Annotated in this window: 13 protein-coding genes; 8 read left to right on the top strand and 5 right to left on the bottom strand. The window is 67.4% G+C overall.

Annotated elements, in window-relative coordinates:
- Positions 1 to 23 precede the first annotated feature (23 nt).
- Positions 24 to 1205, top strand: a complete 1182-nt coding sequence (locus DPV74_RS10715) for a cystathionine beta-lyase (RefSeq protein ID WP_027787271.1) — start codon at positions 24 to 26, stop codon at positions 1203 to 1205.
- A gap of 87 nt (positions 1206 to 1292) precedes the next feature.
- Here the strand turns inward: DPV74_RS10715 and serB are convergent, their stop codons facing one another.
- Together serB and DPV74_RS10705 are read right to left on the bottom strand one after the other, a co-directional pair.
- Positions 1293 to 2138: a phosphoserine phosphatase SerB gene (gene serB, locus DPV74_RS10710; protein ID WP_027787272.1), complete on the bottom strand. Its 846-nt coding sequence runs from the start codon at positions 2136 to 2138 to the stop codon at positions 1293 to 1295.
- A 201-nt stretch (positions 2139 to 2339) separates the two neighbouring features.
- Complete coding sequence (locus DPV74_RS10705; protein ID WP_119337124.1) at positions 2340 to 3281, bottom strand: LysR family transcriptional regulator; 942 nt, start codon at positions 3279 to 3281, stop codon at positions 2340 to 2342.
- A gap of 121 nt (positions 3282 to 3402) precedes the next feature.
- Between DPV74_RS10705 and DPV74_RS10700 the strand changes: the two genes are divergently transcribed.
- From DPV74_RS10700 to DPV74_RS10690, 3 genes are all read left to right on the top strand, one after another.
- Positions 3403 to 4419, top strand: a complete 1017-nt coding sequence (locus tag DPV74_RS10700) for a zinc-binding alcohol dehydrogenase family protein (RefSeq protein WP_027787274.1) — start codon at positions 3403 to 3405, stop codon at positions 4417 to 4419.
- A gap of 159 nt (positions 4420 to 4578) precedes the next feature.
- Positions 4579 to 5130, top strand: a complete 552-nt coding sequence (locus DPV74_RS10695) for a DUF6013 family protein (protein WP_027787275.1) — start codon at positions 4579 to 4581, stop codon at positions 5128 to 5130.
- Positions 5131 to 5380: 250 nt separating this feature from the next.
- Entirely contained in the window at positions 5381 to 5854 is a 474-nt protein-coding gene (locus DPV74_RS10690; RefSeq protein WP_027787276.1) for a PliI family lysozyme inhibitor of I-type lysozyme, read from the top strand.
- A 42-nt stretch (positions 5855 to 5896) separates the two neighbouring features.
- On the opposite strand, the gene fetB is transcribed toward DPV74_RS10690, so the two are convergent.
- Both fetB and DPV74_RS10680 read right to left on the bottom strand, forming a co-directional pair.
- Entirely contained in the window at positions 5897 to 6700 is an 804-nt protein-coding gene (fetB, locus tag DPV74_RS10685) for an iron export ABC transporter permease subunit FetB (protein WP_021159773.1), read from the bottom strand.
- The gene (locus tag DPV74_RS10680; RefSeq protein ID WP_027787278.1) at positions 6697 to 7398 is read right to left on the bottom strand and encodes an ATP-binding cassette domain-containing protein; all 702 of its coding nucleotides are present in this window, start codon (positions 7396 to 7398) and stop codon (positions 6697 to 6699) included. The genes fetB and DPV74_RS10680 overlap by 4 nt, the downstream gene beginning before the upstream one ends.
- A 152-nt stretch (positions 7399 to 7550) precedes the next feature.
- Between DPV74_RS10680 and DPV74_RS10675 the strand changes: the two genes are divergently transcribed.
- On the top strand, positions 7551 to 9845 hold the full coding sequence (locus DPV74_RS10675) for an AsmA family protein (protein WP_119337123.1): 2295 nt from the start codon (positions 7551 to 7553) through the stop codon (positions 9843 to 9845).
- Between the two features lie 139 nt (positions 9846 to 9984).
- Here DPV74_RS10675 and DPV74_RS10670 read toward each other — a convergent pair whose 3' ends face one another.
- A complete protein-coding gene (locus DPV74_RS10670; RefSeq protein ID WP_027787280.1) occupies positions 9985 to 10437 on the bottom strand; it encodes a lipocalin-like domain-containing protein in 453 nt (150 codons plus the stop codon).
- 169 nt (positions 10438 to 10606) lie between these two features.
- Here DPV74_RS10670 and DPV74_RS10665 point away from each other — a divergent pair, with 169 nt between their 5' ends.
- From DPV74_RS10665 to DPV74_RS10655, 3 genes are all read left to right on the top strand, one after another.
- On the top strand, positions 10607 to 12199 hold the full coding sequence (locus DPV74_RS10665) for an ABC-F family ATPase (protein ID WP_027787281.1): 1593 nt from the start codon (positions 10607 to 10609) through the stop codon (positions 12197 to 12199).
- A 255-nt stretch (positions 12200 to 12454) separates the two neighbouring features.
- Positions 12455 to 13204 (top strand): FkbM family methyltransferase, encoded by a 750-nt coding sequence (locus tag DPV74_RS10660; RefSeq protein WP_059696628.1) that lies wholly within the window; start codon positions 12455 to 12457, stop codon positions 13202 to 13204.
- Positions 13205 to 14197, top strand: a complete 993-nt coding sequence (locus DPV74_RS10655) for a phosphotransferase enzyme family protein (RefSeq protein ID WP_119337122.1) — start codon at positions 13205 to 13207, stop codon at positions 14195 to 14197.
- The last annotated feature ends 22 nt before the right edge of the window (positions 14198 to 14219 follow it).

Below are 14219 nucleotides of genomic sequence, written 5' to 3'. Positions count from 1 at the left end.
GGCCTCGTGCCCGGCTTCCTGTCATGACTGCATCCACTCCCAAGCGCGCGTTGCAAACCCGCATCGTTCAACCCGACGACGTGATCCCGGAAGGTTTCCGTTCGTTCGTGCCGCCGGTCGCGCGCGCGTCGACGGTCGTGTTCCCCGATCTCGCGACGATGCGTGCGCTCGTCTGGCACAACGACAACCAGTGGCGCTACGGGCTGCATTCGACGCCGACGTCGCTCGCGCTCGCGCAGCGGCTTGCCGAGATCGAGGGCGGCACGCATGCGCTGCTGCAGCCGTCGGGCCTCGCGGCGATCATGAACGTCTATTTCGGGATCGTGAAAGCCGGCGACGACGTGCTGATTCCGCACAACGTATACGGGCCGAACGCCGATTTCGGCAACTGGCTCGCGAAGGATTTCGGCATCACCGCGCGCTACTACGATCCGCTCGTCGGTGCCGGCATCGCCGACCTGATCCAGCCGAACACGCGGCTGATCTGGATCGAGGCGCCCGGCTCGGTGACGATGGAAGTGCCCGACGTGCAGGCGATCACCGCGGCCGCGAAGGCGCGCGGCATCGTCACCGCGATCGACAACACCTTTTCGGCTGGGCTCGCGTTCAAGCCGTTCGAGCACGGCGTCGACATCTCGGTGCAGGCGCTGACCAAGTACCAGTCGGGCGGCAGCGACGTGCTGATGGGCGCGACGATCACCGCGAGCGCCGACCTGCAGGCGAAGCTGAAGCTCGCGCGGATGCGCTGCGGGATCGGCGTGTCGGTCGACGATTGCTCGCTCGTGCTGCGCAGCCTGCCGAGCATGCAGGTGCGCTTCGACGCGCACGGCAAGAGCGCGCTCGCGCTGGCGCAATGGCTGAAGGCGCGGCCGGAGATTGCGTCGGTATTGCATCCGCAGATGGCCGATTGCCCGGGGCACGCGTCGTTCATGCGCGATTTCACCGGCGCGGGCGGGCTGTTCTCGGTGGTGTTCGACGAACGCTACAGCGCGGAGCAGGTCGACCGCTTCGTCGAGTCGCTCGAACTGTTCGCGATCGGCTGGAGCTGGGGCGGTGCATGCAGCCTTGCGATGCCTTACGACGTCGCGTCGATGCGGCCGGACTGGCCGCATCGCGGCACGCTGGTGCGTTTCTATGTCGGCCTGGAAGACGAAGCCGACCTGCGCGCGGACATCGAACGCGCGATGCAGGCCGCACTCGGCTGATCGCCGGCCGGTCAGGTTCCCCGGCACGACAAAACGCCGGCGCGATGCAACATCGCGCCGGCGTTTTTCATTTGACGCGCGGCAGGATCAGAACAGCCGCAGCAGCCCGTCGAGGCCGACGTGATCGAACGCGACCGTCGCCGCGTCGCGCACGACGGGTTTCGCGTGGTACGCGACCGACAGCCCGGCTTCGGCCATCATCTTCAGGTCGTTCGACCCGTCGCCCATCGCGATCGCGCGGCTCGGCTCGAGGCCGAGCGACGCGCACGTCTCGCGCAGCAGGCGCGCCTTCACGTCGGCGTTGACGATCTCGCCGAGCACCTTGCCGGTCAGCTTGCCGTCGACGATCTCGAGCGTGTTCGCATGCGCGTAGTCGAGGCCGAGGCGCGCCTTCAGCCGCTCGGTGAAGAACGTGAAGCCGCCCGATACGAGCAGCGTCTTCATGCCGGCGGCCTTCACGCCGGCGAGCATCGTCTCGGCGCCCGGCGTCAATTGCAGCCGTTCCTCGTACACGCGTTCGAGCGCGTGCGCGTCGAGCCCGGCCAGCAGCGCGACGCGGCGCGTGAGGCTTTCGTTGAAGTCGCGGATCTCGCCGCGCATCGACGCTTCGGTGATCTCGGCGACCTGCGTTTTCAGCCCGCAGAAATCGGCGATCTCGTCGATGCATTCGATCGTGATCAGCGTCGAATCCATGTCCATCACGGCGAGCCCGAAATCGGCGAGCGTGCGGCCGGCCTCGACGAACGCGAAGTCGAGCGCGTGCGTGCCGCAGTACGCGTCGATGTCGATGCGCTGTGCCGGGCTCGCGTCTTCGATGCGCAGCGCATGATCGTCGGTCTGCACGATGCGGGTGCCGCGCGACAGCGCGAGCAGCGGTTTGTGATGGGCGTCCGACAGCGGCGCAAGGCTCTGGATGACGAGGTTGTGGGTCATGACGGGATGGTTGGGAGACATATGAAAAGCGTGCGCGGCCAATGGGCGGCCGTCTGCGTGCGCGGCCCCGTTCGACTGCGGGCCATTGCGTCGCGAACGCGCCATTGTAGCCGGTTGGCCGGACCGGGCGGTCGCGGCAGGGACGAATCCCGAGGCCCGACTCGAACCGGCACGCCCGCGGCGCGAGCCGAATGAAGGCGCCTATCGCCCGTCCGCGCGATCCCAGTAGGGTGGATCGCCGAAATGCTCGGCCAGGAACGTGATGAACGCGAGCGTCTTCAGCGGCACGTGTGTGCGGCTCGGGTAGACGGCCCAGATCGCGACGTCGTCGGCGAACGGATAGTCGTCGAGTATCGTGACGAGCGTGCCGCTCGCGAGCAGCGGGCCGACGTCCCAGGTCGACTTGATCGCGATCCCGAAGCCGTCGACGAGCGCTTCGCGGATGGCTTCGCCATTGCTCGCGACGAGCCGGCCGCCGACCCGCACGGTCAGCGAGCCTTGCGGCGTCGTGAACGACCAGTCGCGCTGGTCGCCGAGGATCACGCATTCGTGCTGCGTCAGGTCGGCCGGATGGCGCGGCGTGCCGTGGCCGGCGAGATACGCGGGCGAGCAGCACAGCACGCGGCGGTTGGCGGCAAGCTTGCGCGCGACGAGCGTCGAATCCTTCAGCGCGCCGAGGCGGATCGCGACGTCGTAGCCGTCGTCGACCAGATCGACGATCTCGTCCGACAGCCGCAGGTCGAGCGACACGGACGGATAGCGGCGCAGGAATGCGGGAATCACCGGCGCGACATGCTGCCGGCCGAACGACGACGACATCGACACCTTCAGCCGCCCGTACGGCTCGGTGCGGCCGTGGCCGACCGACGCGCGCGCGGCGTCGGCCGCCGACAGCAGCGTGTCGGCGTGCGCCATGAATACCTCGCCGTCCTGCGTGAGGCTGATGCGGCGCGTGGTGCGGTGCAGCAGCCGTGCGCCGAGCTGACGCTCGAGTTGCGCGATGCGCGCGCTCGCGACCGCGGCCGACACGCCGAATTCGCGCCCGGCCGCGGTGACGTTCGCGAGCAGGGCCGCGCGAACGAACAGCGCGACGTCGAGCAGGTCGAGCGGCTTGTCGGGGGCCGGAATCGGATCGGAGGCCATTATTCTGAATTTCCTGAAAATGTTTCAGGAAATATAGCGGTTTTCTCGAATGATCGGGTTGCCTACGATGACGTCCATGGGGCTGCGCCGCGGCCCCCAGGTTTCCAGAAGGAGTTTCGTGATGAAGGCCGTTGGACTGACCCGTTATCTGCCGATCGACGATCCGCAAGCCTTGCTCGACGTGGAGCTGCCGCAGCCCGTGCCGGGCCCGCGCGACCTGCTCGTGAAGGTCGAGGCGATTTCCGTGAACCCGGTGGACACCAAGGTGCGCGCGCCGAAGCCGCAGGTCGAGGACACGCCGCGCGTGCTCGGCTGGGATGCGGCCGGCACGGTGGTCGCGGTCGGTGCCGACGTCACGTTGTTCCGGCCCGGCGACGAAGTGTTCTATGCGGGCAGCATCACGCGGCCCGGCGCGAACAGCGAATTCCATACGGTCGACGAGCGGATCGCCGCGCTGAAGCCGCGTACGCTCGATTTCGCCGCGGCGGCCGCGCTGCCGCTCACCGCACTGACCGCGTGGGAGGCGCTGTTCGACCGGCTGCGCGTGTCGCCGCAGGGTGCGGACGCCGGCAAATCGGTGCTGATCATCGGCGGCGCGGGTGGCGTGGGCTCGATCGCGATCCAGCTCGCGAAGGCGCTCGGCAAGCTGCACGTGATCGCGACCGCGTCGCGGCCGGCTTCGGCCGAATGGGTGCGTGCGCTGGGTGCGGATGCGGTGGTCGACCATTTCGGCGACTTGCCTGCGCAGTTGCGCGAGGCCGGGCATCCGAGCGTCGACTACGTGCTGATTTTCAACGATACGGATCGTCATTTCCCCGCCGCTGCGGAGGTAATCCGGCCGCAGGGCGGTATTTGCACGATCGTCGAGAACGACAAGCCGGTGCCGGTCGAACTGCTGAAGGCGAAAAGTGCGGCGTTTCACTGGGAGTTCATGTTCACGCGTGCGATGTTCGAGACGCCGGACATGATCGAGCAGCACCGGATCCTCGGCGAAGTCGCGCGGCTCGTCGACGGCGGCACGCTGCGCACCACGCTCGGCGAACAGCTCGGCACGATCAATGCCGCGAACGTGCGGCGTGCGCACCAGCTGCTCGAGGCCGGGCGCGCGATCGGCAAGCTCGTGCTGAGCGGCTTCTGAGCCGGCATCGCGCGTAAGGTTGCGGCGCCGCGAACGCAAGCGGGGTAACACCCGATGCGTTTGCGGCGCACGGCATGCCGCTTGGCGGTAGACTGGCAGCGCATCATGCATCGAAAACCGCGCGGCACGCGCGTGCCGCCGCATACCAAGGAGGTCAGCATGAGCCAACGCAGCTTGTCAGTCGCCGCATCGTGGTCGGTCGTGTTCGCGGCGGCGTGCGTCAGCGCGAGCGTATTCGCGGCGCCGCCGGTCAAGGGCAGCCTGAAGGGCGGCGGCACCGGACAGCTCGAATACACCGTCAAGGTCGACTCGAAGACCTTCGGCAACACGCAGGAGACCCGCAAGATCCGCTCGGGCGAGACGGACGACTTCAACTGGAAGTCGGTGCCGCCGAGCGGTGCGGTCGCGATGCCGGACGGTTGCCCGAACGCCGACAGCCTGCCGCGCGACGCGAACGGCGCGATGGTCCGCCAGACCCAGGTGCGGCTCGCGCCGTCGATCGACGCGAAGGGCGTCGCCAACGTGCAGATGAGCTTCCAGGCGGCCGCGCCGAAGGGCACGCGCAACGTGACGGTCGGCGGCAAGTCGCTGCAATGCCCGGACGTCGCGTCGGTGAGCCAGGTGAAGTGGGTGTCGATCCCGACCAACGGCGGTTCGAAGTCCGTCACGATGAGCGACGGCACGAAGGTGACGGTGTCGATCAAGCGCTGAACGGCGCGCGCGGGCCGCTGCCGGAACCGGTGCGCGCGCAACGGATTCGGCGTGCGGGCGGGCCCAGCGGCGCGTGAGCGTTTCGTGTCGCCGTCACGGTGCTTTCCCGCGACCTGCTCGCGGTGCCGTGCTGCTGCAACGGTATGGCAGCAGCACGGCGTGCGGCGGCGTCGCGCGTCGACCAGCGTGACGTCATGCGAATGTCACGCTATGCTCGCCCGCATCATCCACTTCCCGTAACGACATCCCGATGAAATGCCGAATCCGCGCATTGTTGTGCGCCATTGCGTTCGCCGCCATGCACGCGCACGCGGCCGACGATTGCGGTTTCGTGAAAAAGGTCGGGCTGCCGTCCCGGCAGCAGGTGGCCGTCGTGTCGAGCGGCGCGCTCGAACCGTGCTCGACCGGCAGCTACGCGGTGCGGGTGTATTCGACCGCGCATGCCGCCGCCGGCTTCGATACCGACGACTACGTGACGGGCGCGCTGCACGCGCGTGACGGTACGGTCACCGACGCGTTCACGGCCGACCTCGGCGCGCGGGCGCCGCAGGCGCTCGTCGTGACGACACGCTCGGCCGGCAGCGGCGGCTATGTCGGCGCGCAGGCCTATGTGACGACGCCGCGCGCGGTGCGGCTCGTTGCGTCGGTCGACGGGCTCGCAGCGGACGCGGACATCGTGGCCGCATTGCGGCAGGCGATCGGCAAGCGTCGCGGCGCGCGCTGACCGGCGAACCGCGCGAACGCATCGCGCGGCGACTTCCGCGTGTCAGTGCGCGCGTTCCTCGAGCCGCGATGCGAGAAAGCGGTGATCGGCCGAGAACAGCCGGCGATAGGTCATCAGCACCGCGCCGACGGTGCCGAGCGCGGAAGCCGCGGCGATCAGGAACATGATCACGATCTGGTAGCGCACGGCCTGCAGCGGTGACTGGCCGGCCAGCACCTGCCCCGTCATCATTCCCGGCAGGCTCACGACGCCGACGACGGCCATCTGGTTCAGCGTCGGCAGCATGCCTGCACGCACGGCCTGGCGCGCGGCGTCCTGCGCGGCTTCCCAGCGCGTCGCGCCGAGCGCGAGTGCGGTTTCGACGCGGTCGCGGCGCGCCGTGAGCTCCTCCATCATCCGCTCGACGCCGAGCGACACGCCCGTGAGCGTATTGCCGAGAATCATCCCGAGGATCGGAATCGCGTATTGCGGTGCGTACCACGGATGGATGCGGATCACGACGAACAGGCCGACCGCCGCGACGAACCAGCTGCTGAACCAGATCGACGCGATGCTGTCGATGCGCTGGCCGCGGTAGGTGCGCTTGCCGCGCCCCGCGCCGGCGAACCCTGCGATCAAGGTCATCAGCGCGGTGAGCGGCAGCACGATGTACCAGTGAGGATGACCGAATACCCAGCCGAGCACGTAGCCGATCGCGAGCAACTGCACGACGGTGCGCACGGCCGCGAGCGCGAGCTTGCGGCCGAGGCCGAGCGACAGTGCCATCGAGATCGCGCCGTTGACCGCGACGAGCGCGGCGGCGATGCCGACGTCGACGAGGCTCAGGTCCTGCAGTGCGGGGCTCATTGGGTTGCCTCCGTCGGGTTGGCAACGTGTATCACGCCGGCCTGCATCACGAGCCGCATCGTGCCGATCCGTGCGGCCTGGGCCGGATCGTGCGAAATCCACATGTACGCGCGGGCGTCGGGCGCCGCGTCGAACCATGCGCCGACGAGCGACTCGATCGCGCGCGCCGATTCGGGGTCGAGCGCGGAGGTCGGCTCGTCGAGCAGCAGCACGTCGGGATCGAGCTGCAGCACGCGCAGCAGCGCGGCGATCTGCGCTTCGCCGCCCGACAGGTCGCTCGCGCGCTTGTCGAGAAAGTCGGGGCCGCGGCCGGCCTGCGCGGCGAGCGCTTCGGCGCGCGCGCGATCGAACGCGACGTCGCGATAGATCGCGAGCGAATACGGATAGCGCAACTGCGATTCGACGGTGCCGTCCATTTGCGCGGGGCGCTGGCGTACATAGGCGACGCTGCGCCGGTAACGCGGGATCGCGCTGCGCCGGATCCGTTTGCCGCGCCACAGGATGTGGCCGCCGTCGAGCGGATCGAGCAGCGCAAGCGCGCGCAGCAGCACGCTCTTGCCCGACCCGGACGGTCCCGTGACAGCAATTCGCGATCCCGCTGCGAGGCTTAAATCGGTCGGGGCGAGCAGGGTCTTGCCGCTGCTGGCGTCGCGCCGCGTGATGTGCTGCGCATCGATGAGGCCGGTGGGGGCTGTCATGTCACAAATGAAAAAAAGCGTTAATGGCGCCGAAACGTCACCATGGCGTGCGTCATAATACCGACTGAAAAGCCGCGGGTGTCGCGCGCCGTTCGTCCACGCAAGCGGCCCGGCATGGTGCGGCGACATTTCAGAACAACAACGGAACCGCCATGACGCTTACCCGAGCCATCGGCAAATCGGCTGCATGGATCGTCGGTATCGTCGCGGTGCTCATCGCGGCGGCCGGCGTCTTTCTCTTTACGTTCGACTGGAACCGCGCGAAGCCGTGGGTCAATGAACAGGTGAGTGCCGCACTCGGCCGCCCGTTCGCGATCAACGGCGATCTCAAGGTCGGCTGGCGCCGCCCCGACGGCGAAACCGGCTGGCGTGCCTGGGTGCCCTGGCCGAGCTTTTCGGCCACGCAACTCGAGATCGGCAACCCCGACTGGGCGAAGACGCCCAAGTTCGTCACGCTCGACGCCGCGCACTTCGACCTCGCGATCCTGCCGCTGCTCGCGCATGAAATCGTCATTCCGTCGATCGACGTCGTGAATCCGGCCGTCGACCTCGAGCGCCTCGCCGACGGCCGCAACACGTGGACCTTCCAGTTCAAGCAATCGTCGCAGCCGTCGCCGTGGAAAGTGCGGCTCGACAGCTTCGGCTTCGCGAAGGGCACCGTCACGTATCGCGACGCGATCACGAAGGCCGACCTGACCGTCGCGATCGATACGCTCGGGCAGCCGATTCCCCTCGGCGATGTGCTGAAGGAGCAGGAGCAGACGTCGCGCGCGGCATCCGCGCAGCGTGTCGGCAAGCGCGGCGCCGCGCAACTGAGCGCGAAGGCCAACGCGGAAGCCGCGTCGGGCGCGTCCGCCGCGCAGGCCGCGAGCGCGGCGTCGGGGGTGCGGGCTTCGGCTGCATCTGCGGCGGTATCGGCTTCGTCGTCGTCCGCTTCATCGGCGTCGGTCGCCGCTTCCGCTTCTCCTGCAAGCGGCGCAAGCGGCGTCGCGGCGCCCGCGAAGCCGTCCGGCCCGACCTATGCGTTCGGGCTGAAGGTCGACGGCCGCTACAAGAACGTGCCGATCAGCGGTACCGGCAAGCTCGGCGGCGTGCTGGCGATCCAGGATGCGTCGCGGCCGTTCCCGCTGCAGGCCGACGTGAAGGCCGGCGACACGCGGCTCGCGATCGTCGGCACGCTGACCGATCCGATGCATCTCGCGGCGATCGACCTGCGGCTGTGGCTGCAGGGCACGTCGATGTCGCACCTTTACCAGCTCACCGGCATCACGCTGCCCGACACGCCGCCTTACGCGACGGAAGGGCGGCTGATCGGCAACTTCAAGCGGCGCGCGAGCACGTTCCGCTACGAGAACTTCAACGGCCGCGTCGGCGGCAGCGATCTCGGCGGCACGCTGGTGTACGAGCAGCGCGAGCCGCGGCCGAAGCTGTCGGGCGAGCTCGTGTCGAACCTGCTGCAGTTCTCGGACCTCGCGCCGGTGATCGGCGCGGATACGGCCGCAAGCAAGGCCAGGCGCGGTGACACGACACGCCAGCCGCCGGGCCGAGTGCTGCCGGTCGAGACGTTCCGTACCGATCGTTGGCGCGAGATCGACGCGGACGTCAAGTTCACGGGCCGCAAGCTGATCAAGAGTTCGAACCTGCCGATCACGAACCTGTACACGCACATCGTGATGCAGGACGGCGTGCTGTCGCTCGAACCGCTGCAGTTCGGCGTCGCGGGCGGTACGCTCGCGACGACCGCGCACCTCGACGGCAGCGGCGCGCCGTTGAAGGGCCGCTTCACGGTGGCCGCGCGGCACCTGAAGCTCAAGCAGCTGTTTCCCACGCAGAAGGTGATGCAGTCGGCGCTCGGCGAGATCAACGGCGACGCGTCGCTGTCGGCGACCGGCAACTCGCCGGCTGCGCTGGCCGCGACGTCGACCGGCGAAGTGAAGGCGCTCGTCACGGACGGCCGCATCAGCCGCCTGCTGATGGAGGCGGCGGGGCTGAACGTCGCGAACGTCGTGTACGAGAAGCTGTTCGGCAACAATGACGTGAAGATCAACTGCGCGGCAGTCGACTTCGTCGCGACCAACGGGATGCTCGACCCGAAGGTATTCGCGCTCGATACCGACGACGCGCTGATCAACGTCGACGGCCCGATCAGCCTGCGCGACGAAACGCTCGACCTGAAGATCCATCCGCACACGAAGGGTTTCCGGATCTTCTCGCTGCGCTCGCCGCTGTATGCGAAGGGCACGTTCAAGGATCCGAAGGTCGGCGTCGATGCGGGCGCGCTCGCGCTGCGCGCCGGCGCGATGGTCGGCCTCGGCCTGATCAACCCGTTCGCGGCCTTGATCCCGCTGATCGCGCCGAGCAACAACAAGGACGTGCCGTGCTCGGAGCTGTTCGGGCAGGTGAAGGCGACGGCGGCCCAGAAGGCCGCCGCGAAAGCCGGCAAGTGACGGATGTGCGTCGCGCGGTGAGCGCGACGCGCGTGCGGCCGATGCAACCGTTCCGTGCGCGGCGCAGGCACGCAACGACCCGCCGCCTGGCCGTATCGATGTATCGCCCCGGCGAACCGTGTCGACCGTTCGTGGCGCGTCAGCTACCCGCGCGCGCCCACAGCAGCACGGCGTCGACTTCCCGGCCGTCGATCCGCACGGGGCCGACGGTGCCGAGCTGCAGGCGATCGCCGTCGAGCCTGAAGACCCGCTGCTGCACGTTACCGATCCAGTTGGGGAACAGGCTGACGTCCATTTCGTGGGTCAGCGTGCCGTCGTCGTCGAGATGAAAGGGGCCTGAATAGGCAATGTAGCCGCGTGCGGCGGCCGTGCACTCGCTCTCGGTGCCGCGGTGCAGATCGCCGCTCGCGTACGGCGGGCGGCCGGCAGCCATCAGCTGGGCCGACATGTAACCGTCCCGCGTATAGAGAATCCAGCCGCGCGCGTCGCGGCCGAGCGGATAGGTGACGGCGCTGCCGTCGCGCGGGCGGATTTCGTAGGACACGAGGCGCCACGCGCCGACGAGTTGTTCGCGAAGCTGGCTGGCAAGCATGCGGGATTCCTGTCAGGCGGCGGCGGGGCGCGTGCCGTCGTGTTGGCGGGCCGCCGGGCGGCCGTCCAGGGGGCTGGAATGCGCTGCCGGAACGGCGTGGTCGGCAGTTTCTCCGACACCTGCTAAAATACACGGTTTTCCGTCGATTTATCCTTTAACGGGACCTGCCGTGCTTTCTACTGCCAACATCACGATGCAATTCGGGCCAAAGCCCCTGTTCGAGAACATCTCGGTCAAATTCGGCGAGGGCAACCGCTATGGTCTGATCGGCGCGAACGGCTGCGGCAAGTCGACGTTCATGAAGATCCTGGGCGGCGACCTCGAGCCGAGCGCCGGCAACGTCGCGCTGGAGCCGAACGTGCGCCTGGGCAAGTTGCGCCAGGACCAGTTCGCGTACGAAGACGTGCGCGTGCTCGACGTCGTGATGATGGGCCACACCGAGATGTGGGCCGCGATGACCGAGCGCGACGCGATCTATGCGAACCCGGAAGCCACCGACGACGACTACATGCACGCCGCCGAGCTCGAAGGCAAGTTCGCCGAATACGGCGGCTACGACGCCGAGGCGCGCGCGGGCGCGCTGCTGCTCGGCATCGGCATCGAGGAGAAGTTCCACAACGGCACGATGAGCGACGTCGCACCGGGCTGGAAGCTGCGCGTGCTGCTCGCGCAGGCGCTGTTCTCGAAGCCGGACGTGCTGCTGCTCGACGAACCGACCAACAACCTCGACATCAACTCGATCCGTTGGCTCGAGCACACGCTCAACGAGTACAACTCGACGATGATCATCATCTCGCACGATCGTCACTTCCTGAACTCGGTGTGCACGCACATGGCCGACATGGACTACGGCACGCTGAAGGTCTGGCCGGGCAACTACGACGACTACATGCTCGCATCGGCACAGGCGCGCGAGCGCCAGGCCGCGGCGAACGCGCGCGCGAAGGAGCGCGTGGCCGAGCTGCAGGACTTCGTGCGCCGCTTCTCGGCGAACAAGTCGAAGGCCCGTCAGGCAACGAGCCGCGCGAAGCAGATCGACAAGATCAAGATCGAGGAATTCAAGCCGTCGTCGCGTCAGAACCCGTTCATCCGCTTCGAGTTCGAGAAGAAGCTGCACAACGTCGCGGTGGTCGCGGAAGACATCACGAAGAAGTACGAGCGCACGATCTTCCAGAACTTCAACCTGTCGGTGCAGCCGGGCGAGCGGATCGCGATCATCGGCGAGAACGGCGCGGGCAAGACGACGCTGCTGCGTTCGCTGCTCGGCGCGCTCCCGCTCGAGCACGGCACGGTGAAGTGGTCCGAGAACGCGAATGTCGGCTATATGCCGCAGGACACGTACGAGGAGTTCCCGAACGACATCACGCTGATGGACTGGATCGACCAGTACCGCAAGGACGGCGACGACGAAACGATGGTGCGCGGCACGCTGGGCCGCCTGCTGTTCTCGTCGGACGACATCAAGAAGTCGGTGAAGGTGCTGTCGGGCGGCGAGAAGGGCCGCATGATCTGGGGCAAGCTGATGCTCGGCCGCCACAACGTGCTGCTGATGGACGAGCCGACCAACCACATGGACATGGAATCGATCGAGTCGCTGCAGATCGCGCTCGAGCAGTTCGAAGGCACGCTGATCTTCGTGTCGCACGACCGCGAATTCGTGAGCGGGCTGGCGAACCGGATCATCGAAGTGCGCACGGACGGCACGCTGTTCGACTTCGGCGGGAATTACGAGGAGTTCCTGACGAGCCAGGGGCAGGAATAAGTGTCCTGAGGCTTCCTCCGGCCAAGTGCCGCGGCTGGACAGGCAAGCAGTACCTCCAGCCGTCCCCACGGAGCGAACCGCCGGAAGTAAATCGGGCCCGCATCGACATCGTTGTCGATGCGGGCTTTTTCATTTCCGCTTGCCGCGCGGCCCGGCAGCGTTTCTCATTCCGGTTTCCTCCCGCGAATCGACTTCGGGTAAATTACCCACCGAACGCCAATCATCATTCCCCATTTCGACCCGGAGCCGCCCCCGATGCCGGACCATCCTCTCCCGCTCGACCTGTCCGGCCTTGCGCAAAGCCTGTACGCGCAGGGCACCGAGGAAGGCATCCTGTCGCGCCTGATGGAGCGGATCGCGCCGGTCAACCGGTTCTGCGTCGATATCGGCGCCAGCGACGGCCTGCGCAACAGCAACACCGCCCGGTTGCTGCGCGAACAGGACTGGGCCGGCGTGCTGGTGGAAGGCAGCGCGTACCGGTTCGGCAAGCTGGCCGCGCACTACGCGGGTGCAGAGCGCATCCGCCTGCATCACGACCGCGTCCAGCCCGACACGGTCGATCATCTGCTCGCCGACGCGAACACGCCGACCGACTTCGACCTGCTGTCGATCGATATCGACGGCAACGACTACTGGGTCTGGCGTGGCCTGCAGGCGTTCAAGCCGCGCATCGTCGTGATCGAATACAACCCGTACTACACGCCGCCCGAGCGTTGGGTCATGTGCTTCAACCCGGATCACGAATGGGACGGCTCGACCTATTACGGCGCGAGCCTCGAATCGCTCGTGCATCTCGGCAGGCAGAAGGGATATGAACTCGTCTGCTGCGACGACATGGGCAACAACGCATTCTTCGTGCGGCAGGACCTGTATCCGCTGCTCGGCATCGCGAACAACGATCCTTCGGTGCTGTTCCGGCCCGCGATGTACAAGCTGCGCTATGTCGGACACAACACGTTCCTGACCGGTCATCCGTATCGGCACGGGCCGGCCGAGCACATCTGAATGGGCCCGCTCGCCGCGACCTTCGACGAGATCCTGGAAGCCTGCGCGCTCGGCCGTAGCGGGCCGCTGCGCCAGGTCAGCGAACGCGTGTGGCACCTGCCGACCGATGACGGTGGCGTAGCGGTCAAGCTCTACGCGGCCGGGCATCAGGCGCGTGCGGCCAGGGAAGCGGCGGTGCTCGCGCACTTCGAGACGCACGGCGATACACGTTTCCATGTGCAGGCGCTGAAACGCACGGCAGCCGGCGCACCGCTGTGGACGGGGGCGAACGCCCACGCGATGCTCACGCGCTGGGAAACCGGGCAGTTCAGAACCTACGACACGTTTTCGCCGGCCGAATGGGAGGCGCTCGGCGCGAGCCTGGCCGCGTTGCATCTGAGTCTCGAACGGCTTCAGCTGCCATCGCTCGACACGATCCGTGCGCGGTTGATCGCGATCGACGCGGATGCGGTGCGGCGCAGTTTGCTCGATGCGCTGAATCACGCACGCTCGAACGAGAACGCCGCGAACCTGCGCCGCTACGTCGATCTCGCGCTGCGCATGCTCGACCGCTACTATCCGGGCAGCATCGACGCGTTTCCCGCCGACGATCCGCAGCACCCGATCCACAACGACTACAACCAGTTCAACTATCTGTTCACGAGCACGCTGCCGCCGCTGATCCTCGACTGGGAAGCGACGATCGGCGCGCCGCGCGAATACGAACTGGTGCGTTGCCTGAATCATTTGCCGCTGGAAGCGCCGCAGCTGGCGGAAGCGTTCGTGCGCGCATACCTGCGGGTGCGGCCGGTGGATCCTGCACGCATTGCCTGGGCGGTCGATGCCGCATGCCTGCAGCACGCGCTGAAGCTCTGGATCGTGCAAGGCTGGCTCGACGACCCGTCGCGTTTCGCGTCGCATCTGAGCGGCGCGGTGACGATGGCATCCGCGATGGTGGATGCCCGCGACCGCCTGGTCGATTTCTTTTCCCGTTGCATCGAAGCAGGACGCTGAAGTGAATTCGAACCTGAACCGG

The organism is Burkholderia sp. HAN2018, from assembly GCF_024704855.1.
Taxonomy (GTDB): domain Bacteria; phylum Pseudomonadota; class Gammaproteobacteria; order Burkholderiales; family Burkholderiaceae; genus Burkholderia; species Burkholderia cepacia.
Note: the sequence above shows the minus strand (reverse complement) of the source record. Positions and strands in the feature narration are given on the sequence as shown.